Origin of the sequence: Curtobacterium sp. SGAir0471 (assembly GCF_005490985.1) — a bacterium.
Lineage (GTDB): Bacteria > Actinomycetota > Actinomycetes > Actinomycetales > Microbacteriaceae > Curtobacterium.
Genome location: NZ_CP027869.1, coordinates 2,638,201 through 2,664,966 on the forward strand (window position 1 = coordinate 2,638,201; position 26,766 = coordinate 2,664,966).

24 protein-coding genes are annotated in these 26,766 nt (G+C 70.7%); 14 read left to right on the forward strand and 10 right to left on the reverse strand.

Translation table 11 applies throughout. The annotated features are described in order from the left end of the window. Positions 1-149 precede the first annotated feature (149 nt). Together mmsA and mmsB are read left to right on the forward strand one after the other, a co-directional pair. On the forward strand, positions 150-1,700 hold the full coding sequence (mmsA, locus tag C1N91_RS12250; RefSeq protein WP_137767931.1) for a multiple monosaccharide ABC transporter ATP-binding protein: 1,551 nt from the start codon (positions 150-152) through the stop codon (positions 1,698-1,700). Further along, the gene (gene mmsB / locus C1N91_RS12255) at positions 1,687-2,868 is read left to right on the forward strand and encodes a multiple monosaccharide ABC transporter permease (RefSeq protein WP_058730080.1); all 1,182 of its coding nucleotides are present in this window, start codon (positions 1,687-1,689) and stop codon (positions 2,866-2,868) included. Before mmsA ends, mmsB begins: the two co-directional genes overlap by 14 nt. A 126-nt stretch (positions 2,869-2,994) precedes the next feature. On the opposite strand, the gene C1N91_RS12260 is transcribed toward mmsB, so the two are convergent. Then, positions 2,995-4,275: an alpha-amylase family glycosyl hydrolase gene (locus C1N91_RS12260; protein ID WP_175416101.1), complete on the reverse strand. Its 1,281-nt coding sequence runs from the start codon at positions 4,273-4,275 to the stop codon at positions 2,995-2,997. A 127-nt stretch (positions 4,276-4,402) separates the two neighbouring features. Here C1N91_RS12260 and C1N91_RS12265 point away from each other — a divergent pair, with 127 nt between their 5' ends. From C1N91_RS12265 to C1N91_RS12275, 3 genes are all read left to right on the forward strand, one after another. Continuing rightward, entirely contained in the window at positions 4,403-4,801 is a 399-nt protein-coding gene (locus C1N91_RS12265) for a DUF3253 domain-containing protein (protein ID WP_137767933.1), read from the forward strand. Positions 4,802-4,837: 36 nt separating this feature from the next. Next, positions 4,838-5,932, forward strand: a complete 1,095-nt coding sequence (locus C1N91_RS12270) for an SDR family oxidoreductase (RefSeq protein ID WP_137767934.1) — start codon at positions 4,838-4,840, stop codon at positions 5,930-5,932. A gap of 130 nt (positions 5,933-6,062) precedes the next feature. Then, entirely contained in the window at positions 6,063-6,239 is a 177-nt protein-coding gene (locus C1N91_RS12275) for a CsbD family protein (protein ID WP_137767935.1), read from the forward strand. Positions 6,240-6,335: 96 nt separating this feature from the next. Here C1N91_RS12275 and C1N91_RS12280 read toward each other — a convergent pair whose 3' ends face one another. Then, positions 6,336-7,409 carry a spore photoproduct lyase family protein gene (locus C1N91_RS12280; RefSeq protein ID WP_137767936.1) on the reverse strand — a complete coding sequence of 358 codons (1,074 nt, stop codon included), beginning with the start codon at positions 7,407-7,409 and terminating at the stop codon, positions 6,336-6,338. Between the two features lie 29 nt (positions 7,410-7,438). Further along, positions 7,439-8,467: a phosphatase domain-containing protein gene (locus tag C1N91_RS12285; RefSeq protein ID WP_137767937.1), complete on the reverse strand. Its 1,029-nt coding sequence runs from the start codon at positions 8,465-8,467 to the stop codon at positions 7,439-7,441. Between the two features lie 41 nt (positions 8,468-8,508). Between C1N91_RS12285 and C1N91_RS12290 the strand changes: the two genes are divergently transcribed. Further along, positions 8,509-8,811 carry a biopolymer transporter Tol gene (locus C1N91_RS12290; RefSeq protein ID WP_137767938.1) on the forward strand — a complete coding sequence of 101 codons (303 nt, stop codon included), beginning with the start codon at positions 8,509-8,511 and terminating at the stop codon, positions 8,809-8,811. A 147-nt stretch (positions 8,812-8,958) separates the two neighbouring features. Here C1N91_RS12290 and C1N91_RS12295 read toward each other — a convergent pair whose 3' ends face one another. The 4 genes from C1N91_RS12295 to C1N91_RS12310 all read right to left on the reverse strand — a co-directional run bounded on the left by C1N91_RS12295 (position 8,959) and on the right by C1N91_RS12310 (position 14,243). Then, entirely contained in the window at positions 8,959-10,809 is a 1,851-nt protein-coding gene (locus C1N91_RS12295) for a glycoside hydrolase family 35 protein (RefSeq protein WP_137767939.1), read from the reverse strand. 75 nt (positions 10,810-10,884) lie between these two features. After that, positions 10,885-12,216, reverse strand: coding sequence for an ABC transporter substrate-binding protein (locus C1N91_RS12300; protein ID WP_137767940.1), 1,332 nt, complete (start codon positions 12,214-12,216; stop codon positions 10,885-10,887). Between the two features lie 102 nt (positions 12,217-12,318). Next, the gene (locus C1N91_RS12305) at positions 12,319-13,311 is read right to left on the reverse strand and encodes a carbohydrate ABC transporter permease (RefSeq protein WP_058749014.1); all 993 of its coding nucleotides are present in this window, start codon (positions 13,309-13,311) and stop codon (positions 12,319-12,321) included. Further along, the gene (locus C1N91_RS12310; protein WP_137767941.1) at positions 13,308-14,243 is read right to left on the reverse strand and encodes a carbohydrate ABC transporter permease; all 936 of its coding nucleotides are present in this window, start codon (positions 14,241-14,243) and stop codon (positions 13,308-13,310) included. The genes C1N91_RS12305 and C1N91_RS12310 overlap by 4 nt, the downstream gene beginning before the upstream one ends. A 188-nt stretch (positions 14,244-14,431) precedes the next feature. Between C1N91_RS12310 and C1N91_RS12315 the strand changes: the two genes are divergently transcribed. Further along, positions 14,432-15,472 (forward strand): LacI family DNA-binding transcriptional regulator, encoded by a 1,041-nt coding sequence (locus tag C1N91_RS12315; RefSeq protein ID WP_302640995.1) that lies wholly within the window; start codon positions 14,432-14,434, stop codon positions 15,470-15,472. A gap of 19 nt (positions 15,473-15,491) precedes the next feature. Further along, positions 15,492-17,000: a GNAT family N-acetyltransferase gene (locus C1N91_RS17235; protein ID WP_137767943.1), complete on the forward strand. Its 1,509-nt coding sequence runs from the start codon at positions 15,492-15,494 to the stop codon at positions 16,998-17,000. 250 nt (positions 17,001-17,250) lie between these two features. Here the strand turns inward: C1N91_RS17235 and arfA are convergent, their stop codons facing one another. Further along, positions 17,251-18,753: an arabinosylfuranosidase ArfA gene (gene arfA / locus C1N91_RS12325; RefSeq protein ID WP_137767944.1), complete on the reverse strand. Its 1,503-nt coding sequence runs from the start codon at positions 18,751-18,753 to the stop codon at positions 17,251-17,253. A gap of 231 nt (positions 18,754-18,984) precedes the next feature. Between arfA and C1N91_RS12330 the strand changes: the two genes are divergently transcribed. The 3 genes from C1N91_RS12330 to C1N91_RS12340 all read left to right on the forward strand — a co-directional run bounded on the left by C1N91_RS12330 (position 18,985) and on the right by C1N91_RS12340 (position 22,288). Then, positions 18,985-20,352 (forward strand): extracellular solute-binding protein, encoded by a 1,368-nt coding sequence (locus tag C1N91_RS12330; RefSeq protein WP_137767945.1) that lies wholly within the window; start codon positions 18,985-18,987, stop codon positions 20,350-20,352. Between the two features lie 123 nt (positions 20,353-20,475). Further along, entirely contained in the window at positions 20,476-21,372 is an 897-nt protein-coding gene (locus C1N91_RS12335; RefSeq protein WP_254678242.1) for a carbohydrate ABC transporter permease, read from the forward strand. Between the two features lies 1 nt (position 21,373). Continuing rightward, positions 21,374-22,288: a carbohydrate ABC transporter permease gene (locus C1N91_RS12340; protein ID WP_137767947.1), complete on the forward strand. Its 915-nt coding sequence runs from the start codon at positions 21,374-21,376 to the stop codon at positions 22,286-22,288. Between the two features lie 76 nt (positions 22,289-22,364). Here C1N91_RS12340 and C1N91_RS12345 read toward each other — a convergent pair whose 3' ends face one another. Both C1N91_RS12345 and C1N91_RS12350 read right to left on the reverse strand, forming a co-directional pair. Next, positions 22,365-22,742 (reverse strand): VOC family protein, encoded by a 378-nt coding sequence (locus C1N91_RS12345; RefSeq protein WP_137767948.1) that lies wholly within the window; start codon positions 22,740-22,742, stop codon positions 22,365-22,367. Positions 22,743-22,765: 23 nt separating this feature from the next. Further along, positions 22,766-23,605 carry a siderophore-interacting protein gene (locus tag C1N91_RS12350; protein WP_137767949.1) on the reverse strand — a complete coding sequence of 280 codons (840 nt, stop codon included), beginning with the start codon at positions 23,603-23,605 and terminating at the stop codon, positions 22,766-22,768. A 29-nt stretch (positions 23,606-23,634) separates the two neighbouring features. On the opposite strand from C1N91_RS12350, the gene C1N91_RS12355 reads away from it, so the two are divergent. The 3 genes from C1N91_RS12355 to C1N91_RS12365 are packed head-to-tail and all read left to right on the forward strand — an operon-like array spanning position 23,635 to position 26,719. Continuing rightward, a complete protein-coding gene (locus C1N91_RS12355; protein ID WP_254678243.1) occupies positions 23,635-24,714 on the forward strand; it encodes a FecCD family ABC transporter permease in 1,080 nt (359 codons plus the stop codon). Further along, on the forward strand, positions 24,711-25,835 hold the full coding sequence (locus C1N91_RS12360) for a FecCD family ABC transporter permease (RefSeq protein ID WP_254678244.1): 1,125 nt from the start codon (positions 24,711-24,713) through the stop codon (positions 25,833-25,835). Before C1N91_RS12355 ends, C1N91_RS12360 begins: the two co-directional genes overlap by 4 nt. Beyond that, positions 25,832-26,719, forward strand: a complete 888-nt coding sequence (locus tag C1N91_RS12365; RefSeq protein WP_254678245.1) for an ABC transporter ATP-binding protein — start codon at positions 25,832-25,834, stop codon at positions 26,717-26,719. Before C1N91_RS12360 ends, C1N91_RS12365 begins: the two co-directional genes overlap by 4 nt. The last annotated feature ends 47 nt before the right edge of the window (positions 26,720-26,766 follow it).

The following is a 26,766-nucleotide window of genomic DNA, read 5'->3' on the forward strand; positions in this document are numbered from 1 at the left end:
TCCCCCGACCCGCGGCCGGCGCACGCCGGTCGCGGGAGCGACACGGTCGCAACCACTCACAGGACTGGAGGCGCGGTGCACCCGGCGCACCGCGCCTCCAGTCCGTCTCCACCCGCGCTCACGCGCGCAACGACGGAAAGGCGGTCCACATGGCGGACACCATCCTCGAGATGCGGGACATCACCAAGACCTTCCCCGGTGTGAAGGCGCTGCAGGGCGTCTCGATCGAGGTCGAGCGCGGGCAGGTCCACGCGATCTGCGGCGAGAACGGCGCCGGCAAGTCGACCCTGATGAAGGTGCTGTCGGGCGTCTACCCGCACGGCTCCTTCGACGGCGAGATCCTGCTCGACGGCAAGCCGGTGCAGTTCGGTGACATCAACGACTCCGAGAAGGCGGGCGTGGTGATCATCCACCAGGAGCTCGCACTCAGCCCGTTCCTGTCCATCGCCGAGAACATCTTCCTCGGCAACGAGCGCGTCAAGGGCGGGCTCATCGACTGGAACCAGACGAACCTCGAGGCGGCGGCGCTCCTCAAGCGCGTCGGGCTCAAGGACAACCCGGTCACCAAGGTGACGGACGTCGGTGTCGGCAAGCAGCAGCTCGTCGAGATCGCGAAGGCGCTGTCGAAGGAGGTCCGGCTCCTCATCCTCGACGAGCCGACCGCCGCGCTGAACGACGACGACTCCGAGCACCTGCTCGACCTCATCCGCTCGCTGCAGGCCGAGGGCATGACGGCGATCATCATCAGCCACAAGCTGAACGAGATCAAGGCGATCGCGGACAAGGTCACGATCATCCGCGACGGCAAGACCATCGAGACGCTCGACATGCACGCCGACGACGTCTCCGAGGACCGGATCATCCGCGGCATGGTCGGTCGCGACCTGTCCAGCCGCTACCCGGAGCGCGAGCCGAAGATCGGCGAGGAGCTCCTGCGCATCGAGGACTGGACCGTCCACCACCCGCTCGACGGGTCGCGCGAGATCATCCACCAGGTCAACCTCAACGTCCGCGCGGGCGAGGTGGTCGGCATCGCCGGGCTCATGGGCGCCGGCCGCACCGAGCTCGCGATGAGCGTCTTCGGGCACTCGTACGGCACCGGCATCTCCGGCACCGTCTACAAGCGCGGTGTGCCGATCAAGACGAACACGGTGACGCGGGCGATCGACAACGGCATCGCCTACGCCACCGAGGACCGCAAGCGGTACGGCCTCAACCTCATCGACGACATCAAGCGGAACATCTCCGGCTCGGCGCTCGGCAAGCTCGCCGACTGGGGCTTCGTGAACGCGTCGAAGGAGACCACCGTCGCCGGCGGCTTCCTAAAGAGCATGAACATCAAGGCGCCGAACGTCGACGCCGTGACGGGCAAGCTCTCCGGCGGCAACCAGCAGAAGGTCGTCCTGTCGAAGTGGATGTACGCCGACCCGGACGTGCTCATCCTCGACGAGCCGACCCGCGGCATCGACGTCGGCGCGAAGTACGAGATCTACACGCTCATCAACGACCTGGCGGACCAGGGCAAGGGCGTCATCGTGATCTCGTCCGAGCTGCCCGAGCTGCTCGGCATCTGCGACCGCATCTACACACTCTCCGAGGGCACGATCACGGCCGACGTGCCCCGCTCCGAGGCCACCCCAGAGGTCCTCATGCAGTACATGACCCAGGAACGGGAGACCCCTGTCAATGAACGCGCTTAAGTCCGCCGTCGGCTACCTCACCGGGCAGCTCCGACAGATCGGCCTGTTCATCGCGCTGATCGTCATCGTCATCTTCTTCCAGGTGGCGACGAACGGCATCACCCTGGCCCCGATCAACGTCTCGAACCTGATCGTCCAGAACAGCTACATCCTCATCCTCGCCATCGGCATGGTGATGGTCATCATCGCCGGCCACATCGACCTGTCCGTCGGGTCCGTCGTCGCCTTCAGCGGTGCGATGGCCGGTGTGATGATCACGCAGTGGGGACTCCCCTGGCCCGTCGCGGCGGTCCTCTGCCTGGTCGTCGGCGCCCTCGTCGGCGCGTGGCAGGGCTTCTGGATCGCGTACTTCGGGATCCCGGCGTTCATCGTGACGCTCGCGGGCATGCTCGCCTTCCGCGGTGCGACCCAGATCGTGCTGCAGAACCAGCAGATCTCGCCGTTCCCGGAGGGCTTCCGCTCGCTCGGCTCCGGCTTCCTGCCGTCGTTCGGCACCACGGGCTACGAGCCCCTCACGATGATCCTCGGCATCGCGGCAGCCGCCGTCATGGTGATCACCGCGTTCCGTGGTCGCATCACGCGGCGCAAGTACCAGCTCGAGAGCGAGCCGTTCGCCTGGTTCATCGTGAAGACGGCCTTCGGTGCCGCCCTCGTGATCTACGTGGCGCTGCTGCTCGCCAGCTACAACGGCACGCCCATCGTGCTCGTCGTGCTCGGTCTGCTCGTGGTGATCTACTCGGTGGTCATGCGCAGCTCCGTGTTCGGTCGCCACGTCTACGCGATCGGCGGCAACGCCCTCGCCGCGCAGCTGTCCGGCGTGAAGACGAAGCGCGTCACGTTCCTGCTCTTCGTGAACATGGGCGTCATCGCGGCCCTGGCGGGCGTGGTCTTCACCGGCCAGCTCAACCTCGCCGCCCCGGGTGCCGGCAACGGCTTCGAGCTCGACGCCATCGCGGCCGTCTTCATCGGTGGCGCCGCGGTCACCGGCGGCATCGGCACGGTCCCGGGTGCGATCGTCGGTGGTCTCATCATCGGCATCCTGAACAACGGCATGTCGATCCTCGGTGTCGGCACCGAGTACCAGTCGCTCATCAAGGGCCTGGTGCTGCTCGCCGCCGTCGCGTTCGACGTGTTCAACAAGCGCCGGGCGGCGTCCGCGCGCAAGTAGGGTCCGCTGCTCACGTAGCGCTCGCTGCTCGTAGCGCTCGCTGCTCCCGAGTACCCCGCGAAAGCGACAGACCTCCACGGAAGTTCCGTGGAGGTCTGTCGCTTTCGCGTCCTGGTCACCGTGGGATCACGCGGTCAGGACGGCCCACCCGGCGGCCGGGAGGCGCAGGGTCCCGTCCCGCAGGTCGCCGCCGCCCGCCTCGACCCGCGTCGCGTCGGCCGCGGGCACCTCGACGGGGTCGTCCGCCAGGTTCAGGGCGGTCACCACCGCAGCGTCCGCCGTCGCCGTCCGCAGGACCACCGCCGTGTTGGTCAGGTGGATGACGTCGGTGTGCGCGCGGTGCAGCCAGGGGTTCCGCCGCCGCAGGGCGATCAGGGCCTCGTGCGCGTGGGTCAGACCGGTCGCCTCGGGAGGCGCCGGCGGGAGTTCCGGGCGGACGGCGTCGTCGCCACCCTCGCGCTCCTCCTTGACCGCCGTCCAGCCGTACTCGTCGCCCGCGTACACGACCGGTGTCCCGGCGACGGTGAACAGCACCGCTGCGGCGTGGCCGGCGAACCGCTCCCCCACCGCGCTCGCGATGCGGGTGACGTCGTGGTTGCCGACGAAGGTGGTGGGCACGAACGTGGGGAGCAGGGCGTCGTGGCGTTCGACGGCGTGCGCGAGCTCGAAGCAGTTCCGGTCGGCGATCCCGTGCCAGACGGCCTGCCAGAGCTCGTACTGCGTGGTCGAGTCCATCGTCGAGGCGCGCACGATCGCCGCAGCGTCACCGTGGATGACCTCACCGCTGGACCAGGCGTCCGGGAAGCGCTCGCGCACCCGCGGGAGCACCCGCGCCCAGAACGACGGTGGCACCGCGTAGGCCGCGTCGAGCCGCCACCCGTCGATCCCGCGGTCGAGCCAGTGGGTCATCACCTCGACCACCAGGTCCTCCGCCGCCCGACCGCCGTGGTCGAGGGCGACGAGGATGTCGTGCCCCTCGAAGTCGCGCACCGGCACCGGGTCACCGGCCTGCCAGCCCGACCGCTCCACCGCGAACAGCTCGGCGGTCGGAGCACCGGGCCCCTGCTCCTCGAGGGCTCGGAACGCCGGGTGCTCGCGTCCGACGTGGTTGAAGACGCCGTCGAGCACCACGCGGATCCCGCGCTCGTGCGCCGCGGACACGAGCGCCACGAGGTCCGACTCGTCGCCGAGCCGGGGGTCCACCCGGAAGTGGTCGACGGTGTCGTACCCGTGCGTCGAGGATGCGAACACGGGGCCGAGCAGCAGACCGTTCAGCCCGAGGTCCACCACGTGGTCGAGCCACGGCACGAGCCGCTGGAGGCGGTGTTCGACCGGGCGGTCGTCGACCGGCGTCGACGGACGGACCTCGGCACCGACGGCGCCGAGCGGGTACACGTGCCACCACATCGCGTGCTCGACCCACGCGGGTTCGGCGGGACGGACGGGGGTGGTGTCGTCGGCGTTCACCGCTCCGATCGTGCCAGCCGAGCCTGGGCTGTGGGCCGTGTCGGACCGCAGGACGAGGATGGTGCGCATGGGACGAGCGATCAGGACCGCCGCGGACGCCTCGGCATCGGAGGAGGCACACGCGGAGCGGACCTGCGCGTCGTGCGGTCGACGGATGCCGTCGTCCGCCTCCCCTGACGCGAAGTGGTGCTCGGCGGCGTGCCGGAAGCACGGCGTCGACGACACCGACCGTGCACTCGAACAGCGGATCGACGAACTGCTCGCCGCACGCTCGCGGTCCTCGAGCATCTGCCCCTCCGAGGTCGCGCGGTCGCTCGCACCCGACGACTGGCGGCCCCTGATGGAACCCGCACGACGGGCAGCGCGTCGCATGGTCGCCCGGGGTGAGGTCGAGATCACCCAGAACGGCAGCGTCGTCGACCCGTCGACCGCGAAGGGCCCCATCCGGATCCGCCGCCCCCGGTAGGGAACACGTGTCGCCCGTGTACGTTGCACCACCACGATGACGAACACGACCGAACCGACCCCTGCCCGTCCCGAAGCCCTCGTCGTGGGTGCCAGCGGCATCACCGGCTCCGCCCTCGTCGACCACCTGCTCGACCGCGGCTGGGCCGTGACCGCGCTCTCCCGCCGTCCGCTCGCCCGCGACGGTGTGCGCACCGTCGCCGCCGACCTCCGCGACCCGGACTCCCTGACAGCCGCGCTCGCGGCCGAACGGCCGACGCACGTGTTCTTCACCGCGTGGCAGCGGCAGGAGACCGAGGCCGAGAACATCCGCGTCAACGGTGGGATGGTGCGCGACCTGCTCGCCGCCCTGGCACACGCGCCGCTGGAGCACGTCGCCCTGGTCACCGGCCTGAAGCACTACCTCGGCCCGTTCGAGGCGTACGCCGCGGGCGAGATGCCGGACACGCCCTTCCACGAGGAGGAACCGCGGCTCGACACCCCGAACTTCTACTACGCGCAGGAGGACGAGCTCTTCGCCGCCGCCGAGCGCCAGGGGTTCACCTGGTCGGTGCACCGCTCGCACACGGTGATCGGGTACGCGGTCGGCAACGCCATGAACATGGGCCTCACCATCGCCGTGCAGGCCACCCTGGCGAAGGAGCTCGACCTCGACTTCGTCTTCCCGGGCAGCGAGGCGCAGTGGAACGGCCTGACGGACATGACCGACGCCGGCATCCTCGCCGAGCACATGGTCTGGGCTGCCACCAGCCCCGAGGGTGCCGACGAGCCCTTCAACGTCGTGAACGGCGACGTCTTCCGGTGGCGGTGGATGTGGCCGCGGCTCGCCGCCCACCTCGGCGTCGACCCGGCACGGGTGATCGGGTACCAGGACCGTCCGCGGCCGCTCGAGGAGCAGATGAGCCCGCACGAGGGTGCGTGGGCCGGTATCGCCGAGCGGTACGGACTGGTCGAGCCGGACATCACGCGACTGGCGTCGTGGTGGCACACCGACGCCGACCTCGGTCGCGCCATGGAGGTCGTCACCGACATGGGCAAGAGCCGTGAGGCCGGGTTCACCGCGTTCCGACGGACCGAGCGGGCCTTCACCGACCTGTTCGACCGGTACCGCGCCGAGCGACTCGTCCCGTAGTCGTACCCCGATCGGCCTGGTCGGGGTACACGAACCTCCGACCGGGCCGCGAACCCGGGCCGGCGGCGTGGTTGTCTCGGTTCCACAGGCGCCGGGGACCCTCGGCGGTTCCCGGAGGAAGGAAGACACCATGTCGCTCGGAGACAAGGCCAAGGACGTCACGCAGAAGGTCGTCGGCAAGGTCGAGGAGGCCGTCGGCAAGCACACCGACGACGCGGAGCTCACCCACCAGGGCCAGAAGGACCAGGTCATGGGCGAGGGTCGCCTCGACAAGGAGAAGGCCAAGGACGCGTTCGACGGCAAGTGACCGTCGACCACCGCTGACGCCCGTACCGCTCGTCGGTGCGGGCGTTCGCTGTGCCCGGCACGGTCGTCTCCGCCGGGTCCGCCCGAACGAGCCGGTTCAGAAGGCGTAGCGGATGCGGCAGGACGGCAGGTGCTCGGCGACGAGCTCGCGGAACCGCTCCACGAGCTGCCCCTTCATGCCGGACCGGTAGCGCACGTTGACGGCGCCGTTCTGCGAGACCTTCTGCTCCTGCAGGTCCGGGCGCCAGAGCAGGTCCTCGGCCTTCGGGTGCCAGCCGAGGTTGACCTCGTGCAGCGGCTGGTTGTGGGTCAGGAAGATCACCTCGGCCGCGAGCTGCGCCTTGGCCGCGGGTGACAGCACGTCGTCGACCTGTCGCAGCAGCTCGGCCCAGTCGGACTCCCACGTCGGCGTGACGATGACCGGCGAGAAGTTGAGGTGGACCTCGTACCCGGCATCGACGAAGTCGTTCACGGCGGCGATGCGCTCGGCGATCGGGCTCGTGCGGATGTCGGTGACCTTCGCCGTCTCGTGGGGCATGAGCGAGAACCGGATGCGCGTCCGACCCATCGGGTCCCAGTCGAGCAGGTCGCGGTTGACGTACTTCGTCGCGAAGGAGGCCTTGGCCGTGGGCGTCATCCGGAAGAGGTCGCAGAGGTCGCGGACGTTGTCGCTGATCATCGCGTCGACCGAGCAGTCGCTGTTCTCGCCGATGTCGTAGACCCAGGCGTCCGGGTCGCACTGGTTCGGTTCGGTCTTCGGTCCCTGCTTCGCGATGTTCCGCGCGACGTGCTTGGTGATCTGCTCGATGTTCGCGAAGACCGTCACCGGGTTCGAGTAGCCCTTGCGTCTCGGCACGTAGCAGTAGGCGCACGCCATCGCGCAGCCGTTCGCGGTCGACGGGGCGATGAAGTCCGCGGAGCGCCCGTTCGGTCGGGTGACGAGCGACTTCTTGACGCCGAGCACGAGCGCCTCGGTCTTGATCCGGACCCAGCGCTGCACGTTCCGCTCGTCACCGTGCACCTCGGGGATGTTCCAGTGCGACGCCACCGGCACGATCTCGGCGTCGGGCCAGCGTCCGAGCACCTCCTGTCCACGGGGGAGCTCGAGGGCGGCGTCCTCGGCGTAGATCCGCTTGACGTCGAGCATGGGTCGCACGCGTGGTTCCGTCATCGACACCTGTCTACCGCCGACCACCGACGCTACGGGCTCCGCCGCTCGCCCAGCGCAGCACGGAGCAGGGGCAGGAGCGCGTGGCCGTCGCGACCGCGGACGACGGGGACGCCGGCGACGTCGGTCGCGTCGTCGACCACCGGGGCGTCGGGTGCGACCTGGCGCAGCGCGATCGCGTCGACCGATGCCGGGTGGGCGCGCGCGAACGCCTCGTAGAGCTCCGGGTCGTGCTCGCCGTCGTCGCCGACGAGGACCCATGACACCTCGGGCAGGTCCTCGTGCAGGCGCACGAGCGAGGACCGCTTGTGCGCCTGGCCGTCCCGGAACCAGCGGGTCGGCTCGACGCCCCAGTCGGTCATGAGGACGGCGCCCGCCGGGAAGCCCTTCTTCCGCAGGAAGCGTGTCACGACCCCGGCGAAGTTCCAGGGACCGTTGCTGAGGTACACGACGGCAGCGCCCCGCTGACTCCGTGCCGCCTCGCGGACGAGTGCAGCCATGCCCGGCACCGCTTCGCGGGTCGAGCTCGTGCCGAACAGCGTCCGCCGCGCCGCCTGCAGCGGGTGGCCGATCCCGGTCACCCACACGGTGTCGTCGATGTCGCACACGACGCCGTGCCCGCCGGTGACGACGTGGACCGGGACGCGGACGGCGACGCGACGGCCGACGGACAGCCTCGCGTCGACCGGACCGTCACCGAGCGCTGCGTGCACGGGCACGGTGACGTCCACCAGGCCTGCTGGATCGCTCGCCACGACCGTGGTCGTGCCGGCGAACTCGACACGGACCTCGGTGTCCGGGCACTCCAGGGTCAGCAGGCGCCGCCACGCAGCGATGCCACGACGGGCGGCGGGGTCGACCCCGGCCGGAGCGAGCACCACGCGGGCGAGGACCCGGGCACCCTCGGGGCTCGCGTACCCGGAGTACGGCAGGAGCGCGGGCCGCCACCCGACGCGCTCGGCCACGGCGGAGAGTGCCCGACGGAGCGTCGTCTCCGCCCCGTACGCGATCGAGACGGCCCCCTGTCGGACCGAGCGCGGGACGCGGAGGAGGGGAGCCACCGATCCACCCTACGCACGGTCGACGGTGCAGACTCGGGAGCATGACCGCCGAGCCCGACGACCACTTCTTCGTCGTGGACGGCCGACGGCGGCGCCGCACGGACCCCGCGCTGCCCGAGGAGCTCGCCGCCGCCCTCCGCTCGCACCTGGGCCGCGGACGCAACGGCGTGAGGGCGGCGAAGCGTGCGGGCGACGACGAGGCCCTCGCAGCGGCCCGGCACCGGAACGGCCTGGCGAAGCACGGGCTCGGCGAGCGCGGCCCCGAGTGGTGGACCCGCCCCGAGGCCGATCGCATCGCCGACGCGCGCCGCGCCCTGGACGACCTCGACGCCCTCGACGCTTGACGCCTGATCCTGCCCGATCCTTCCCAGAACACCCGCGGTGGAAAGCGAGAACGGGCGTACCTGGTCGATCCGTCCGACCAGGTACGCCCGTTCTCACCAGGTACGCCCGGAAGTGCCCGGCGCCCGGCCCCCGGACACGCGCCCGCGCTACGCCTCGGTGTGGCCCAGGTCGGGCTCGAGGAGCATGCAGACCGAGCGGGACGCCGACGCGTGCAGTTCGAACACGACGACCTCGTTCCGGCCGGCACGGAGCACCGGTCCCGGGACGGCGAGGGTCTTCTGGGGTCCCCGCGACCAGTACCGTCCGAGGCAGAAGCCGTTCACCCAGGCGACGCCTCTGCGGAAGCCGTCGAGCGACAGGTACCGGTCCTCGGTGGACGACAGGTCGAACGACCCCGCGGCGAGCACCGGCCCGGCCAGCACGTCGCCGTCGGAAGCAGCCAGCGCGGCGAGCTGGTCGAGTGCGGCGGGTGCGATCGGGTCGAGCGCGAGCGGCGACGCTGACCACCGGGAGAGCGGGACGCCGTGGACCGCGATGCCGCCGATCAGGCCCTTCGGCTCGCCGATGCGCGGCCCGTAGTCGACGCGCCCCTGGTCCTCGACGAGGAGCTCGAGCGTGCCGGTGACCGGCGGGAGCGCGATCGCCCGGTCGTGGTGCTCGCGCTCCAGGACACCCACGACGACCCCGTCCACGGACACGATCGCCCGGTCGCGGACCTCTGTGCCGACGGTCAGGACGCCACCGTCGGGCAGGTCGACCTCGGTCCGGTACAGCACGAAGCCGCTGGCGGCGCCGAGCGCGTCGAAGGTCGGCGGCTCGTCGTGCGTCGTCCAGTCCGTCAGCGCGGGCAGCAGGGCACGCAGGGGTGCGACCCGGTCGAGCCGGACGGCGACGTCCGTGGCGGGGGTGGGGCGCGCCTCCAGGCCGGCGCCCGGACCCACGGACCCGGCAGCCGACGTGTCGGGCGCGGGCAGCACGCCCGACCCACCCGGCTGCATCGAGTCGGGCAGCGGCGGCACGGGCGCGTACCGCTCGATCACCGACCGGAACGCGTGGAACTTCTCCGTGGGTCGACCGGCCTCGTCGAGCGGTGCGTCGTAGTCGTACGACGTCGCGATCGGCCGGTACACGCCCTTGTCGTTCGCCCCGTTCGTGAAGCCGAAGTTCGTGCCCCCGTGGAACATGTAGATGTTCACCGAGCCGCCGGCGGCGAGCAGGTCGTCGAGGTCCGACGCCGAGGCGGCCGCGGGCGTGGTGTGGTGGTGCTCGCCCCAGCTGTCGAACCAGCCGTCCCAGAACTCCGAGCACATCAGCGGCCCGGTCGGCTGTGCCTGCCGGAGCCGCTCCAGACGCGAGGTCGAGCGGGACCCGAAGGACCCGGTCTTGTGCAGCGACGGCAACGAGCCGTCCTCGAGCATCGTGCCCATCGGCTGGTCGACGCTGGTGAACGGCACGGTGAGCCCGATGTCGCGGTGCATCTGCTCGAGCGCACGCAGGTAGGACGCGTCCGAGCCGTACGCGCCGTACTCGTTCTCGACCTGCACGAGCACGATCGGCCCGCCCTGGTCGATCTGCCGCGGCACGAGGACCGGTGCGAGCTGCTCGAGGTAGTCGCGGACGGCGGCCAGGAACCCCGGCTCGTTGCGCCGGACCCCGACGGTCCCGTCGGCGAAGAGCCAGTACGGCAGGCCGCCGTTCGACCACTCGGCGCAGATGTACGGCCCGGGGCGGACGATGGCGTGCATGCCCTCGGCGGCGACGAGGTCGAGGAAGCGACCGAGGTCGAGTCCGCCCGCGAAGCTGAAGGTCCCCGGCTGCGGCGCGTGGGCGTTCCACGCGACGTAGGTCTCGATGGTGTTGAGGCCCATCAGCCGCGCCTTGCGGATCCGGTCCTGCCAGAGGTCCGGGTGCACGCGGAAGTAGTGGATCGCGCCGGACAGGACCCGGTGCGGCTCGCCGTCGAGCAGGAAGTCGGAGTCGCCGATGGCGAAGCGCATGGTGTGTCTCTCTCGTACGACGGGGCCGTGCGGACGTGGTGTCCGCACGGCCCCGGGGTGTGGGGAACGCGGGTGTTACTTGCTCTCGACCGTGAAGCCCTGGTCCTTGCCGTACTTCACGAGCACCTTCTGCCAGGCCTCGAGACCGCTCTCGAGCGAGGTGCCGTTCTGGTACGCCTGGCCGACGGTGTCGGCGTAGACGCTGTTCGCGTACACCTGGTACGGCAGGTAGGTGAAGTCGTTCGCCGAGGTCTTCGAGGCGTCGACGAGGACCTTGTTGATGTCCTGACCGCCGAAGTACTCCGGCTTCTCGTCCAGGAACGAGGCCGAGTCGAGGTCGGCGGTGGTCGACGGGAAGCCACCCGACTGCATGAAGACCTTCGTGGACTCCTCCGACGAGTTGAGCCACTTGAGGAAGCCGGCGGCCAGGGCCGGGTTCTTCGACTGCTTCATGACGACCTCGGAGCTGCCGCCGTTGCTGGCCGTCTGGGCCTTGCCGCCGTCGTAGGTCGGCATCGGGGCGACGCGCCAGTCACCCTTGGCGTCCGGCACGCTGGCCATCAGGTTGCCGGGCATCCATGCACCGGTGACCATCGTGGCGATCTCGCCGTTGCCGAGCTGCTTGTACCAGTCGTCGGTCCAGCCGGTGGTCTTCGACAGCAGGCCCTGCTCGACGAGCTGGTCCCAGGTCTTCGCCCACTTCTGCGAGCCGGCGTCGTGCAGGTCGATGGTGATCTTGTCGCCGTCGGTCGTGAACGGGGTGCCACCGGCCTGGGCGATCATGCTCGTGGTGAAGCCGGCGTCACCGGAGTCCGCCGCGATGTACTTCGACGGGTCCGCCTCGTGCAGCTTCTTGGCCGCGGCGATGTACTCGTCCCACGTCGACGGCACCTCGATGCCGTACTCGTCGAAGACCTTCTTGTTGTAGAACAGCGCCATGGGGCCGGAGTCCTGCGGCAGGCCGTAGACCTTGCCGTCCATGGCGACGTTGCTCCAGGTGCCCTTCGAGAACTTGCTCTCGAGGTCGCCGAACCCGTACGACGACAGGTCGACGAGCGAGTCGGACAGGGCGAACTGCGGCAGCGCGTAGTACTCGACCTGGGCGACGTCGGGCGCACCCGAGCCGGCCTTGATCGTGTTCTGCAGCTTGGTGTACTGGTCGGCGCCGGTGCCGGCGTTGACGAGCTTCACCTTCACCTTGGGGTACTGCTTCTCGAAGGCGGCGACCTGGTCCTTGGCCGAGGGGGTCCAGGACCAGTAGGTCAGCGTGCCGCCGTCCTTCAGGGCCTTGTCGATGTCGTCGGCCGAGCCGCCGGCGGAGCTGCCGGAGGCGCAGGCGGTCATCGCGATGGCGGCGGTGACGCCGATGGCGAGGGCGCTGAGCCCGCGCCGGAGACGCTTGTTCATGGGTTGCCTTCCACTTCTTCGTGATCTGGGGCTGGGGTGGTGCTGCTGTGTGCCGGTCGGGAGGAGCGTGGCGGGCTGCCGACGTGCCTCCCGTCCGACCGGTCAGGCCTTGACGGAGCCGGCCGCGAGGCCGGACTGCCAGAAGCGCTGGAGGAAGAGGAACGCGACCACGATCGGGATGATCGTGAGGAGCGATCCGGTGACGACGAGGTTGTAGATCGGCTGCGCGCCGGAGCCGGTGGCCTGCGCGTTCCACTGGTTGAGGCCGACCGTGAGGGGGTACCACTTCGGGTCGCTCAGCATGATGAGCGGCAGGAAGTAGTTGTTCCAGGTGGCGACGACCGCGAAGAGCAGGACGGTGACGACGCCGGGGGTGAGGAGCTTCAGCGCGATGGTGAAGAAGATCCGGAACTCGCCGGCGCCGTCCATGCGGGCGGCCTCGATGAGCTCGGTCGGGATCGCGTCGATCGCGTAGGTCCAGATGAGGTACATGCCGAACGGGCTGATGAGCGACGGCAGGATGATCGCCCACGGGGTGTTCGTCAGGCCGAACTGCGAGAAGAGCAGGAAGGTCGGGACGGCGAGGGCGGTGCCGGGGACGGCGATCGCGCCGAGGACGACGGCGAAGACCGCACGACGGCCGGGGAACTGGAACTTCGCCATGCCGTAGCCGGCGACCGTGGCGAGCAGGGTCGCGCCACCGGCACCCACGACCACGTACAGCAGCGTGTTGCCGAGCCACTGCATGAAGATGCCGTCGTTGTAGGTGAGCGTGTCGACGATGTTCTGCCACAGGTTGAAGTCGCCGCCGAACCACAGGCCGAACGTCGACAGCAGCGATGCCTGGGTCTTCGTGCTGTTCACCAGCAGGTAGAACAGCGGCGCGAACGAGTAGACGACGAAGACGACCATCACGGCGGTCAGGAGACCGGAGCGCTTCACCTTGCGTCCGTCGACGGGCTTGCCGGCGCGGCGCGGCCGGGAGGCACGGGTCGCGCGGTCGCGCGGGTCGCGCTGCGTGGTGGTCGCCTCGGTGACCGTGGCCGGTCCGGTCCCGCCGGCGGGGCCGGTCGCGGGGTGCTGCAGGGTGCTCATCGGTTCTCCTGGCGGGTTCCGCGGACCTGGACGACGTAGGCGATCACGGCGGTGATGACGCCCATGACGATGGCGACGGTGGCGGAGTAGTTGAACTGCTGGCCGCTGAAGGACAGCGAGTAGGCGTACATGTTCGGGGTGAAGGCGCTGCCGATGACGTTCGGGGCGAGGGTCTTCAGCAGGTTCGGCTCGTTGAAGAGCTGGAAGCTGCCGATGATCGAGAAGATCGTGGCGATGACCATCGGGCCGCGCAGGGCGGGCAGCTTGATCGAGAAGACGGTGCGCAGCGGGCCGGCGCCGTCGAGCTCGGCGGCCTCGTAGAGCTCACCGGGGACGACGCGGAGGGCCGCGTAGAAGATCAGCATGTTGTAGCCGAGGAACTCCCACGTGACCACGTTGCCGATGGACGTGAGGACCCAGGTCGGGCTGAACGGCTGGAGCAGGTCGATGCCGAGCGCGCTGTTCGCGGCGCCGGTGAGACCGAACTGGTTGCCGTAGATGAAGCCCCAGATGAGGGCCGCGACGACGCCCGGCACCGCGTAGGGCAGGAACACCGCGATGCGGAAGAACCCGGTGCCCCAGAGCCGAGCGCTGTCGAGCGCGAGGGCCGCGACGAGGGCGAGGCCGAGCATGATCGGGACCTGCACGACGAGGAACAGCGCGACGCGGCCGAGGCCCGACCAGAACTGTGCGTCCTGGAACAGCTGCACGTAGTTGGCGAACCAGACGAACTGGTTGCCACCGATGAGCTGGTCGCGGAACAGGCTGAGCCAGAGCGCGTACCCGATCGGCACGATGAGCATCGCCACGAGGACGACGACGAAGGGGCCGACGAACAGCCAGCCGGTGTACCGCCCCCGGACCTTCGGGCGGCGAGCGGACGGCCGCGCGGGCGGTGCCGCCTCGGCCGGGCGCGCTGCGAGCGTGCTCATGTGACTCCCTTGTCTGCTGCGTTCGGGTTCCGGACCGTGCACCTGTCGGTGCGATCGGGACGTGCCCTGCCTGCGCTGGCACCGATCCGGAGGACGTCGATGTTGACGTCAACATCGGACGACGCCACCGTAGCATGGCAACGTCAACATGCACTAGCGTTCGAGGACGCCGAACGGAGGGAACAGCGTTGTCGACCGACCTGACCGCACCGCGTCGTGCGCCGTCGCTGGCCGCCGTCGCCGATGCTGCCGGCGTCTCCATGCAGACCGTCTCGCGGGTCGCCCGGGGGTTCGACAACGTCAGTCCGGACACCCGCGACCGGGTCCAGCGCGCGATGGACGAGCTGGGCTACCGGCCGAACCGGGCGGCGCGGGCGCTGCGGTCCGGTCGCTTCCGGACCATCGGCGTGATCATGTTCACGCTCGCGTCGTTCGGCAACATGCGCACGCTCGAGGCGATCTCGGCAGCAGCGGCGGCGGCGGACTTCACCATCACCCTGCTGCCGATGGCGTCGCGCACCGGCGAGGGTGTCCGCACCGCGCTCTCGCGGCTGCACGAGCAGGCGGTCGACGGCGTCGTCATCGTCATCGAGTCGCACATCATCGACACGGCCGAGGTCGTGCTGCCGAGCGGTGTCCCGCTCGTGGTGGTGGACTCGACGGGCACGACCGACCGTCCCTCGATCGACATCGACCAGGCCGAGGGTGCCCGGCTCGCCACGCAGCACCTGCTCGACCTCGGGCACGAGACCGTCTGGCACGTCGCCGGGCCCTCCGCCTCGTACTCCGCCGAGCGCCGACTGTCCGCGTGGCGGGAGACGCTGGAGCGCGCGGGTCGCGCCGTCCCACCGGTCTTCCCCGGCGGCTGGTCCACGGCCGACGGGCACCGCGCCGGGCTGGAGATCGCGGCGCGCCCCGAGATCACCGCCGTCTTCGCGGTGAACGACCAGACCGCGCTCGGCGTGCTCCGGGCCGCGCACGAGGCCGGTCGGGCCGTGCCGGAGAGCCTGAGCGTCGTGGGGTTCGACGACTTCCCCGAGTCGGAGTCGTTCTGGCCGCCGCTCACCACCGTGCACCAGTCCTTCGACGAGGTCGGGCGCCGTGCGGTCGCGACGCTGCTCGCGCAGATCGAGGGCACGGCCGTCCGGACCTCGACCGACCTGGTGCCGGTCAGCCTGGTCGAGCGGGCGAGCACCGCCCCACCGCCGCCGACCCGGGCACCGGCCTGAGCACCCCTAGAATCTCGGGATGGAACTCGTCGCCCCCTCCCCCGAGTACTTCCCGTCCTTCCGCCGCGCCCTGCAGGAGTGGGGCGGCGCGCACCAGGACGGTGCCGGTATCCGCGACGCCGCCGCACTGCAGGCCCGAGCGGGCTTCGAGCACTGGGTGGAGCAGCTGCTCGCCGAGGAGACCGTCCCCGCCAGCCCGGGACACGTCACCTGCACCTACCGCTGGATCGTCGAGGGCGACGAGTACCTCGGCAGCATCGCCCTCCGGCACGAGCTGAACGACTTCCTCCGCTCGTACGGCGGGCACGTCGGGTACGGCGTCCGTCCGTCGGCCCGGGGGCGGGGCCTGGCGTCCGCTGCACTCGCCCAGGTCGTCGCGCTCGCGGCCGAGCGCGGGCTGCCCGAGGTGATGCTGACCTGCGACGCGACGAACCCCGCGTCGCGTCGGGTCATCGAGCACGCCGGCGGCCGGTACGAGCGCAGCGTGGTCGACCCGGACGGGCACACCCTGCTCCACCACTGGATCCGTACGGGTTCGCACGCGCAGACCGACGTCTCCGCGGTGGACATCGTCGGCGGCCCCGAACCGCTGACCGTCGGACTGCACGACCACGACCCCGCCTGGTCCGCCCGCTACGCGGAGCACCGCGCACGGATCGCCGCGGCCCTGTCCGGGCAGCACGTCACGATCGAGCACATCGGGTCGACGTCCGTGCCGGGCCTCGCCGCGAAGCCGATCGTCGACGTGGCGGTGGCCGTGCCGGACGTCACCGACGAATCCGCGTACCTCGCCCCGCTGCTCGACGCCGGGTACGAGCTCCGCGTGCGGGAACCCGGGCACCGGCTCGTCCGCACGCCCGGGCGGGACGCCCACGTGCACGTCTACGAGCACGGCGCCCCCGAGCTCGACGACTACCTGCTGCTCCGCGACCAGCTCCGCCGCGACGACGCCGACCGGCAGCGGTACGAGGACACCAAGCGTGCGCTCATGGAGCAGTCGTGGGAGGACACGAACGCGTACGCCGACGCCAAGTCCGCCGTGATCGCGGACATCAAGGCCCGCGCCCGCTCGAGGACGGTGCACATCCGCCCGGTCCGGTCGACGGACGCCGACGCCTGGCAGGCCCTGTACGCCGGCTACCGCGCCTTCTACCGCCTGCCCGAGGACGCCGAGGCGGTCCGTACCACCTGGCACTGGGTGTCGACGGGCGCGCACGGGCTGTCCGGTCTGGTCGCCGAGGACGCCGACGGCCACCTGCTCGGGCTCGCCGACCTCCGGCGCTTCGCCCGCCCGTCGTCGGCGACGACCGGGCTGTACCTCGACGACCTGTTCACCGCGCCCGACGCCCGGGGACGCGGCGTCGCGACCGCGCTGCTGCACGCGGCCGCCGCCACCGCCGCCGCCGAGGGTGCGAGCGTCGTCCGCTGGATCACCGCCGAGGACAACGCGACCGCGCGGGCGGTCTACGACCGCGTCGCCGAGGCGACGCCGTGGGTCACGTACGACATGCGGCCGTCCGCGGACTGACCCACCGGCGGACGGGAGGCGCGCGACCGGACCGTGCCGCGCCTCCCGTCCAGTGCGTCTCGGGTCGGGAGGCGCGCGACCGGACCGCGCCGCGCCTCCCGTCCGGCACCGGCCCGTGCACGCTGACACGGGCCGGACACGAGCGAAGGGCACCGGTCCGCTCGCGCGGGCCGGTGCCCTCCGTGCTCACTCGACGCTCACCGGAGCGCTCGCCGAGGCGTTCGTGCGCCGACCGTGGTCGGCGGTCGGGTCAGCCGATCGACACCGCGGTCCAGGAGACCGGCGGCAGCTCGATCGTGATCGTGTCGCCCTCGCGGCGGACGGTCTCGTTCGTGCGGAGCCCGACCCGCTCACGGTCCGCGAGGTCGTTGACGGCGTGCACGTCGTCGTCCCAGATCCCCTCGGCACGGACGTCGCCGTCGGCGCCGATGCCCGCGAGGTCGATCGTGACGGTGGTGGTCTCGGTCTGGTGGCGGTTCACCAGGAACACCGCGGCCTTGCCGTCCTCGACCGTGGCGGCCGAGTCGACGACCGGCACCTCGCCGTACTTGCCGCCGTCGACCGTGTCGCCCGACGCCTTGACCTGCAGCGAGGTGCCGGTGGCCAGCTTCGAGGTGACCGAGAACGGGAAGAACGTCGTCTGCCGCCAAGCGGGGCCGCCCGGCTCGGTCATGATCGGGCCGATGACGTTGACGAGCTGGGCGATGCTCGCCGAGGCGACCCGGTCGGCGTGGCGGAGCAGCGAGATGAGCAGACCGCCGACGACGACCGCGTCCGCCACCGTGTAGACGTCCTCGAGCAGGCGCGGGGCGACCGGCCAGTCCTGCAGCTCGAAGGTCTTCTGCTGCTCGTTCCACTTGCTGAGCGACCAGACGTTCCACTCGTCGAACGAGATGTCGATCCGCTTGTCCGACTTCTTGTGCGCCTTGACGTGGTCGGCGGCGGTCGTGACGGTGTCGATGAAGTGGTCCATGTTCACTCCCGAGGCGAGGAACGAGGTCAGGTCGCCCTCCTCCTCGTAGTAGGCGTGGGCGGAGATGTAGTCGACGTCGTCGTAGGCGTGCTCGAGGACGGTGCGCTCCCACTCGCCGAACGTCGGCATCGAGGCGCCGGACGAACCGCACGCGACGAGTTCGAGGTCAGGCTGGATCTGCCGCATGGCCTTCGCGGTCATCGCGGCGAGCTTGCCGTAGTCCTCCGCGTTCTTGTGGCCCAGCTGCCACGGGCCGTCCATCTCGTTGCCGAGGCACCACATCTTGATCGCGAACGGCTCCTGGCGGCCGTTCGAGCGGCGGTACTCGCTGAGCGCGGTACCGGCGTCGATGTTCGCGTACTCGAGGAGCTCGATGGCCTCCTGCGTGCCGCGGGTACCGAGGTTCACGGCGAGCATGAGCTCGGAGTCGACCGCGTCGAGCCAGTGCTGGAACTCGTGCAGGCCGACCTCGTTGGTCTCGGTCGAGTGCCAGGCGAGGTCGAGGCGACGCGGACGCTGCTCGACGGGGCCGACGCCGTCCTCCCACTTGTAGCCGGAGACGAAGTTGCCGCCGGGGTAGCGGATCGCCGAGACGTTCAGCTCCTTGACGAGGTCGATGACGTCCCTGCGGAAGCCGTGCTCGTCGGCGGTCTCGTGGGCGGGCTCGTGGATGCCGTCGTAGACGTGGCGTCCGAGGTGCTCGACGAACCCACCGAACAGGCGACGGCGCACCGGCCCCACGGTGAACGCGGCGTCGAGGACGAGGTGTGTGCGGGGCATGGATCTCCTTTGATCGACGTAGGGGCTCGCGGTGCGACGTGATCAGCCCGGTACGAAAGTGAGCGCTCACGTCTCATGGAACGCTAGCGGGTCCGGACCGGTTGGGGAAGCGGCGGCGCGCCCGAGTCGTAACGTTCACGAAAGGGGTGGCGCACCCCCGACCGTGCCGCTACTGTGAGCGCTCACGGAGCAACGACCGCTCCGCTCGGCCCGTCCCGATGGAGTGATGCCATGCCGATCCGATCAGCCGTACCCACCCCGCAGTCCCGCGGCGGTGCCTTCACCCGCAGGACACTGCTCGCCGGTGCAGCCGCCGGCGCCGCGGTCCTCCCCCTCGCCGCGTGCTCGAGCCCGCTCGCCGCCGGTGTCGCCGGTGCCCCGCTCAACCCCGAGACCCTCGTCTTCTGGAACCTGTTCGGCGGTGGTGACGGCGTCCGCATGCAGACGATGGAGGCCGGCTACGCGAAGCAGCACGGCGGGCCGTCCTCGCTGCAGGCGACGACGTTCGCCTGGGGCAACCCGTACTACTCGAAGGTCACACTGGCGACCGTCGGCAACAAGCCGCCGGACGTGGCGATCGCCCACCTGACCCGCGCGAAGCCGCTGTGGGACGGCGACCTGCTCGACCCGATCACCGGCGACGACCTGGCGAGCGTCGGCCTGAGCGCGAGCGACTTCAACCAGAAGGCCTGGACCGCGCAGAAGACCGACGGCAAGAACATCTGCATCCCGCTCGACACGCACCCCTTCGTGCTCTTCTACAACGTTGACGTGTGCCAGAAGGCGGGGCTGATCGACGCCGACGGGAAGCTCAAGGACCTGAACGGCCTCGAGAACTTCGAAGCAGCCCTCGCCGCGGTCGCGAAGGTCACCGGCGGCACCGCGCTCAACGTCGCGAACGTCAGCGAGGTCGCGACCCCGTGGCGCTTCTTCTGGACGATGTACAACCAGATCAACGGGGCGACGCCGTTCATCAGCGACGGCGGCGCGAAGCTCACCGTGAACGAGGACGCGTACACGAAGGTCACCGACATGACCCAGAAGTGGGTGCAGAACGGCTGGCTGAACAAGGGTCTCGACTACGCAACCGCGCAGACGCTGATGTTCACCGGCAAGGCGGGCTTCTTCATGCAGGGCGAGTGGGAGATCAGCACCGCCCAGTCGATCAAGGGGCTGAAGTTCGGCATGGTGCCGATCCCGCAGCTCTTCGACAAGCCGGCGACGCAGGCCGACTCGCACACCTTCATCCTGCCGCGGAAGGACCGGACGCCCGAGCAGCGCAAGGCCCACATGCTCTTCATCAAGCAGATGCTCGAACAGAGCCTGACCTGGGCCGAGGGCGGTCACGTCCCCGCGTACTTGCCGACGTTCGACAGCAAGCAGTTTAAGGACCTCACGCCGCAGTCGAACTACGCCTCGGCCGCGGAGACCGCGGTCTTCGACGACCCCGCCTGGTACGGCGGGTCCGGGTCGACCTTCGAGAACACCGTCGGGGCCCAGCTCGCGCTGGTGCAGCAGGGCAGCAGCTCGCCCGCCCAGGCGCTCTCGGCGATCAAGGACCAGCTGTCCACCTACCTGAACACCCCGAGCCCGCTGTGACCGGGCACGCCACCCCGACGTCCGTAGTGAACACCGCACGAGAGGCACGATGACGTGACCGCTGCACCAGTTCTCACCCGACCCACGGACGCGGCCGCGATCACCCGTGGCACGCGCTCCCGCGTGAACTCCACCAACCGGGGACAGGGCCGCACCGGCTGGCTCTTCCTCGCGCCCTTCGGCCTGTTCTACGTGGCCTTCCTGCTCGGCCCGACCGTGTGGATGCTCGTCACGAGCTTCTTCAACACCTCGACCGTGCGCACCGGCCTCGGCAGCTTCGCGGGCTTCGCGAACTACGCGGAGATGCTCGGACGCGCCGACTTCTGGTCGTCGCTCTGGCACACCCTGCAGTTCACGCTCTACACGACACCGCCACTGGTGGTCCTGGCGTTCGTCTTCGCCGTGCTGACGAACCGGATGAACCGCGGGCAGTGGTTCTTCCGCCTGGCGTTCTTCCTGCCGTTCATCCTGCCGTCGGCGACGATCTCGCTCATCTGGGTGTTCATCTTCACGCCGGCGACCGGCCTGTTCGCCTCGATCCAGCAGGCGATCGGCCTCACCCCCGGGGCCGGCGTGCTGGCGAGCCCGAACACGGCCATGATCGGCGTCGCGATCGCCACCGTGTGGTGGACCCTCGGCTTCAACTTCGTGCTGTACCTCGCCGGTCTGCAGGAGATCCCCCGCGAGCTGTACGAGGCCGCCGCGGTAGACGGTGCGTCGAACTGGCAGCAGATCAAGTCGATCACGCTGCCGCTGCTCGGCCGCACGACGACGCTGGTGATCCTGCTGCAGATCATCGCGAGCCTGAAGATCTTCGACCAGGTGTACCTGATGACGAACGGCGGCCCGGGCATCTCGACCCAGGTCTCACTGCAGCTCATCACCGGTGTCGGCTTCACCGACAACCGACTCGGGGCAGCATCCGCCGCGTCGGTGCTCCTGTTCATCGTGATCGTCGCGATCGCGGTCATCCGGCAGCTCGTCGAGCGCGCTGCCGCCAAGCGAGAGATCGGGGCCTGACATGACCGCCACCGAGAGCATCACGACGAACCGGCCGAGGTTCCGCTCCGGCGTCTCGTCCGCCGCCCCCGCCAACGCCGCGAAGATCGGCGTCTCCGGCAAGGGCTTCAACGTCGCCGCCGCGATCATCCTCACGGTGTTCGCGATCATCTGGTTGATCCCGAGCCTGTTCGCCCTGAAGACGTCGCTGTCCGACAACGGGGTCGCGGCCCTGGGCACGAACGCGATCCTGTCGAACTGGAACCCGACGCTGCACTCCTACGCGTCGCTGTTCCAGTCCGGCGACATCTGGAACTGGTACCTCGCCAGCGGCGTGACGAGCCTCGTCACGACGGCGCTGACGGTGCTGTTCGCCTCGATGGCGGCCTTCGCGCTGTCCCGTCTGGCGTTCCGCGGCCGGAACGTCGCGTTCCTGCTCATCATCCTGGGCATCATGATCCCGACGCAGGTCCTGATCATCCCGATCTTCCAGGAACTCAACGCGGTCAACCTGCTCAACACGTACTGGTCGGTGATCTTCCCGCAGGTACCGGCCGTGATCGCGGTCTTCATCTTCAAGCAGTTCTTCGACGGCATCCCGAAGGAGCTCGAGGAGGCCGCACGCATCGACGGCGCGGGCATGTGGAAGATCTACTGGTCGGTCATCCTGCCGCTGTCCCGTCCGGTGATCGCCGCGGTCGCGATCCTGACCTTCGTCGGTGTCTGGAACAACCTGCTCCTGCCGCTGTTCGTGCTGTCGAACCCGGACCTCATGACGATCCCGGTCGGGCTCGCCACGGTGCAGGGCAGCTTCGGGCAGCGCTACGCCGACATCCAGGCCGGCGCGATCCTCGCGGCGCTGCCGCTGATCATCCTCTACCTGATCTTCCAGCGGCAGATCGTGGAGGGCGTGACGGGCTCGGGCCTCAAGGGCTGACCCGGGTCACAGACCGACGGGAGGCACGGTGCCAGCTGGCACCGTGCCTCCCGTCCGTCGTGTGGTCGGGCGTCGGTCAGATCGGGTCGAGCCGCGTCCGCAGCAGGCAGAACTCGTTGCCCTCGGGGTCCTGCAGCACGTGCCAGGACTCCTCGCCGGTCTGTCCGACGTCCGCCGGTCGGGCACCGAGCGCGAGCAGCCGTTCGAGCTCCGCATCCTGGTCCTGGTCGACCGGCGACAGGTCGATGTGGAGCCGCAGGGTCTGGCTCGGCGCGTGGTCGACCCGGTTGAGGATGATCGTCGGGGTCGCACCACCGAAGCCGGACGCGGGTCCGATCTCGACGCCGTCCTCGTCCTTGCCGAGTTCGACGTAGTCCAGCACCGCGCACCAGAAGCGCGACAGCGCCTCGGGGTCACGGCAGTTCAGCACGAGTTCGCTCAGTCGGACGCCCATGCCCGCACGCTACCCGGCCGGGCTCAGGCGGGGACGGCCTGCCGAGCCTCGTGCTTCCAGAAGCCCGAGAAGGTGATGCGCGACTTCGGGACCCCGGCCCGGTGCAGGTGCCGACGGCCGGCGGTGGCGAGGCGCGACTCCCCCACGACGAAGGCGTAGACCCGGTCGTCGCACGGCACGTGCCGCTCGAGCTCGGCGAGCGCCGCACGCCCGGGGACCTCGTGCGGGCCGACGTGCTCGCGGACGATCCAGGTGACCTCGACGCCGACGGGGGCGTCGAGCACGCGGACGTCGGCGGCGGTCGGGACCTCCTGGATGATGCGGCCGACGGTGTCACGGGGCAGCGAGGCGGCGATGCCGACGACGGCGGGCAGTCCGGTCTCCTCGGCCGCGACCACGACCTGGCTGACGTCGTCCGGGCAGTCGAAGATGCGGCCCTGGTCGAGCACCGCGAGCTGGTCGCCCGGTCGAGCGGCGCAGGCCCAGACGGCCGCGCCGCCCTCGAGCACGCCGTCGTCGTCGGTGTGCACGACGAAGTCGACGTCCATCTCGGCCGTGCCGTCGGGCAGGCGTCGGAAGGCGGCGACCGTGTAGTTCGCCAGGTGCGGGCGCTCGTCCTGCGGGATCGCGAGGTACTGCGGGTACCAGCGGGTGCCGTCGATCTCCGGCAGCGTGAAGGTCTGCTGGTGCGGGAGCTGCAGGAACAGCCGGAACCAGTGGTCGTACCCGGCGAAGGGGAACTCGTGCAGGTCGTCGCCCGTGACCGTCACCCGCTGCACCGAGGGGCTGTACCGGACGGAGCGGAGCACCCGGGCGCGGAAGAGCCGGGGTGCCTCGGGCATGAGCCGCGGGATCTTCGCCATGAAGGGAAGGCTACCCTAAGCTGGTCCGCGTGCCATCCCCCGAGACCGTCCTGACGCCCACGCGCGCAGCCCGGACCGACGCGACCTCGCGTGCCGACAGTGTGCACCGCCGGGCGGTCTGTCGTCGGCTGGTGGTGGTCGCGGCGCTGGTCGTCGTGCTCGTCGTCGCCGCGGTCGCGAGCATGCTCCTCGGGAGCAACCGGCTCGGCGTCGACCAGGTGCTCGCGGGGCTGACGCGGTCCGGGTCGAGCACCGCCGAGGCCGTCGTGTGGGGCTCGCGCATCCCGCGCACCCTCATCGGCGCTGCCGTCGGAGCGGCCCTCGGCATCGCCGGACTCCTCATGCAGGGGCACACCCGGAGCCCGCTCGCCGACCCCGGCCTGTTCGGCGTCTCGTCCGGCGCTGGCCTCGCGGTGGTGCTCGGCGTCTACGTCTTCGGCGTCACGAGCACCGGTGCCACGGTGTGGTTCGCCCTGGTCGGCGCCGTCGTGGCGAGCGTCGTCGTGTTCTCGGTGACCGTCGCCGGCAGCGGGACCGCGAGCCCGGTCCCCCTCGCCCTGGCCGGTGCCGCCGTGTCCGCCCTGCTCGGGGCCGTCACCTCGTTCATCGTCCTGACCGACCAGGACTCCCTCGACGCCTACCGGCTCTGGGTCGTCGGGTCGCTCGCCGCCCGGCAGCTGGACGTGCTCGCGGCCGCGGCACCGTTCCTGCTCGTCGGCGCCGTGCTCGCGGTCTGGAACACCCGCGCGCTCGACGCCCTCGGACTCGGCGCGGAGCTCGCGAAGGGCCTCGGCGAGAACGTCCTCGTCGCCCGGCTCGTCGGACTCGGCGGCATCACGCTCCTGGCCGCCGGGGCCACCGCCGCCGCGGGGCCGATCGGCTTCGTCGGTCTCACCGTGCCGCACGTCGCCCGGGCCCTGGTCGGCACCGGACACCGCTGGACGCTGCCCGTCTCGGCACTCGTCGGGGCGGCGCTCGTGCTCGTCGCCGACGTGGTGGGACGACTCGTCGGCGGGTTCTCCGAGGTCGAGGTCGGGATCGTGCTCGCCGTGCTCGGCGGCCCGGTGTTCGTCGCCGTCGCCCGTCGTCGATCGCTGGTGTCGCTGTGAGCGCCGCGACCGACACGCGGCGCGGACCGCAGCAGCCGAGCACCGGCGCGCACGCGGGCCGTGCACCCGCCGGCCGTCGTGGCGTCCGCCTCGGCCCGGTCGGACTCGCCTGGCGTCCGCGGGTGCTCGGCTGGACGGTCGGTGCGATCGCCGTCGCCCTGGTGCTCGTCGTGCTCGGCGTCGCCGTCGGCAGCACGTTCATCGCCCCGGCCACCGTCGTCCGCGCGCTGCTCGGTGCCGAGGACGGCCCCGACGGCTTCATCGTCACGACCCTCCGACTCCCCCGCGTCCTCACCGGGGCGCTGGTCGGCCTGGTGCTCGGGACTGCGGGCGCGCTGACGCAGACGGTCACCAGGAATCCCCTCGGCACACCGGACATCATCGGCGTCACCTCCGGCGCGAGCGTCGGCGCGGTCGCCGCGATCGTGCTCGGCGGCGGCACCTACTCGGTCTCGTCGGTCGTCCTGAGCGGCGGGATCCCGGTCGCGGCGACGATCGGGGCGCTCGTGGCCGCGGCCGCCGTGTACGGCCTCGGCTGGCGGGGCGGGGTGCAGAGCTACCGGCTCGTCCTCGTCGGCATCGGGGTGAGCGCCACGCTCGACGCCGTGACGAGCTACCTGCTCGTCCGCGCGAAGATCACCGTCGCCACCGCGGCGTCGCAGTGGCTCGTCGGCAGCCTGTCGAGCACCTCGTGGACGACCGTGTGGCCGCTCCTGATCGTCGCCGCGGTGTGCGTGCCGATCGCCCTGGCCACCAGTGCCGCGCTCGGCATCGGGCAGCTCGGCGACGAGGTCGCCACCGGTGTCGGGCTCGGCGTCCAGCGGCACCGGCTGCTCGTCCTGGCACTCGCCGTCGTCCTGACCGCGGCCGCCGTCGCCGCCGCGGGACCGATCGGCTTCGTCGCGTTCGTCGTCCCCCAGGTCGCCCTGCGCCTGGCCGGCACGAACCGACCACCACTGCTGCTCGCCGGGGCGCTCGGGGCGGTCCTCGTCCTCGGCGCCGACCTGCTCGCCCGCTCCGTCTTCCCGTGGCAGGTGCCCGTCGGCATCGTCACGACCGTCGTCGGCGCCCCGTACCTGATCTGGCTCCTCGTCCGCCACCGCAAGGAGATGTCCCGATGACCGCGACCACCGCGCACAGCGCCACCGCAGCGAGCACCGCACGGACGCACAAGGCCGGCGGTGTCGACGCGACCGGCACCGTGCCTCCCGTCCTGGAGGCCCGCGGTCTGTCCGTCGGCTACGACCGCGACCCCGTCCTCCGTGACCTCGACCTGCGGATCGAACGGGGCACCGTGACGACGTTCCTCGGGGCGAACGGCTGCGGCAAGTCGACCCTGCTGAAGGCGTTCGGCCGCGTGCTCAAGCCGCAGTCGGGCGAGGTGCTGCTGGACGGCGCCCCGATCCGGAAGGAGCCGAACCGCGCCGTGGCCCGGCGGCTCGCGATCCTGCCGCAGACCCCGGTGGCTCCCGCTGGCACGAGCGTCCTCGACCTGGTGATGCGCGGGCGCAACCCCCACCAGTCGTGGGCGAAGCCCTGGACCGCGGACGACGCAGACGTCGCCGAGCAGGCCATCGCGGCGACGGGCCTGACCGAGGTGGCGCACCGTGACGTCGCGAGCCTGTCCGGCGGCCAGCGGCAGCGCGCGTGGATCGCGCTCGTCGTGGCACAGCAGGCGCAGACCCTGCTGCTCGACGAACCGACGACCTACCTGGACCTCGCGCACCAGCTCGACGTGCTCCGACTCGTGCGGCGGTTGAACCGCGAGCAGGGGTCCACCGTCGTGATGGTGCTGCACGACCTGACGCTCGCCGCGCGCTACTCGGACCGACTGGTCGTGCTGCACGACGGCGGGGTGGTCGCGGACGGCACCCCGGACGAGGTCCTCACGCCCGCGGTGCTCGAGACCGCGTTCGGCCTGCACGCCCGCGTGGTGCCGGACCCGGTGACGGGCGCGCCGATGATCGTGCCCGAGGCCGACGAGCACGACACCCCGGCAGCCTGAGCGCGACGCCATGCTGGCGGTCCTCACAGAGTTAGGTTAGGCTCTCC

Coding starts and splice junctions, on each gene's coding strand:
- mmsA (WP_137767931.1), top strand. CDS start 150: ATGGCGGACACCATCCTCGAGATGCGGGACATCACCAAGACCTTCCCC.
- C1N91_RS12310 (WP_137767941.1), bottom strand. CDS start 14,243: ATGAGCACGCTCGCAGCGCGCCCGGCCGAGGCGGCACCGCCCGCGCGG.
- C1N91_RS12305 (WP_058749014.1), bottom strand. CDS start 13,311: ATGAGCACCCTGCAGCACCCCGCGACCGGCCCCGCCGGCGGGACCGGA.
- C1N91_RS12270 (WP_137767934.1), top strand. CDS start 4,838: ATGACGAACACGACCGAACCGACCCCTGCCCGTCCCGAAGCCCTCGTC.
- C1N91_RS12265 (WP_137767933.1), top strand. CDS start 4,403: ATGGGACGAGCGATCAGGACCGCCGCGGACGCCTCGGCATCGGAGGAG.
- C1N91_RS12275 (WP_137767935.1), top strand. CDS start 6,063: ATGTCGCTCGGAGACAAGGCCAAGGACGTCACGCAGAAGGTCGTCGGC.
- arfA (WP_137767944.1), bottom strand. CDS start 18,753: ATGCCCCGCACACACCTCGTCCTCGACGCCGCGTTCACCGTGGGGCCG.
- C1N91_RS12290 (WP_137767938.1), top strand. CDS start 8,509: ATGACCGCCGAGCCCGACGACCACTTCTTCGTCGTGGACGGCCGACGG.
- C1N91_RS12260 (WP_175416101.1), bottom strand. CDS start 4,275: ATGTGGTGGCACGTGTACCCGCTCGGCGCCGTCGGTGCCGAGGTCCGT.
- C1N91_RS12330 (WP_137767945.1), top strand. CDS start 18,985: ATGCCGATCCGATCAGCCGTACCCACCCCGCAGTCCCGCGGCGGTGCC.
- C1N91_RS12280 (WP_137767936.1), bottom strand. CDS start 7,409: ATGACGGAACCACGCGTGCGACCCATGCTCGACGTCAAGCGGATCTAC.
- C1N91_RS12350 (WP_137767949.1), bottom strand. CDS start 23,605: ATGGCGAAGATCCCGCGGCTCATGCCCGAGGCACCCCGGCTCTTCCGC.
- C1N91_RS12300 (WP_137767940.1), bottom strand. CDS start 12,216: ATGAACAAGCGTCTCCGGCGCGGGCTCAGCGCCCTCGCCATCGGCGTC.
- C1N91_RS12365 (WP_254678245.1), top strand. CDS start 25,832: ATGACCGCGACCACCGCGCACAGCGCCACCGCAGCGAGCACCGCACGG.
- C1N91_RS12345 (WP_137767948.1), bottom strand. CDS start 22,742: ATGGGCGTCCGACTGAGCGAACTCGTGCTGAACTGCCGTGACCCCGAG.
- C1N91_RS17235 (WP_137767943.1), top strand. CDS start 15,492: ATGGAACTCGTCGCCCCCTCCCCCGAGTACTTCCCGTCCTTCCGCCGC.
- C1N91_RS12295 (WP_137767939.1), bottom strand. CDS start 10,809: ATGCGCTTCGCCATCGGCGACTCCGACTTCCTGCTCGACGGCGAGCCG.
- mmsB (WP_058730080.1), top strand. CDS start 1,687: ATGAACGCGCTTAAGTCCGCCGTCGGCTACCTCACCGGGCAGCTCCGA.
- C1N91_RS12340 (WP_137767947.1), top strand. CDS start 21,374: ATGACCGCCACCGAGAGCATCACGACGAACCGGCCGAGGTTCCGCTCC.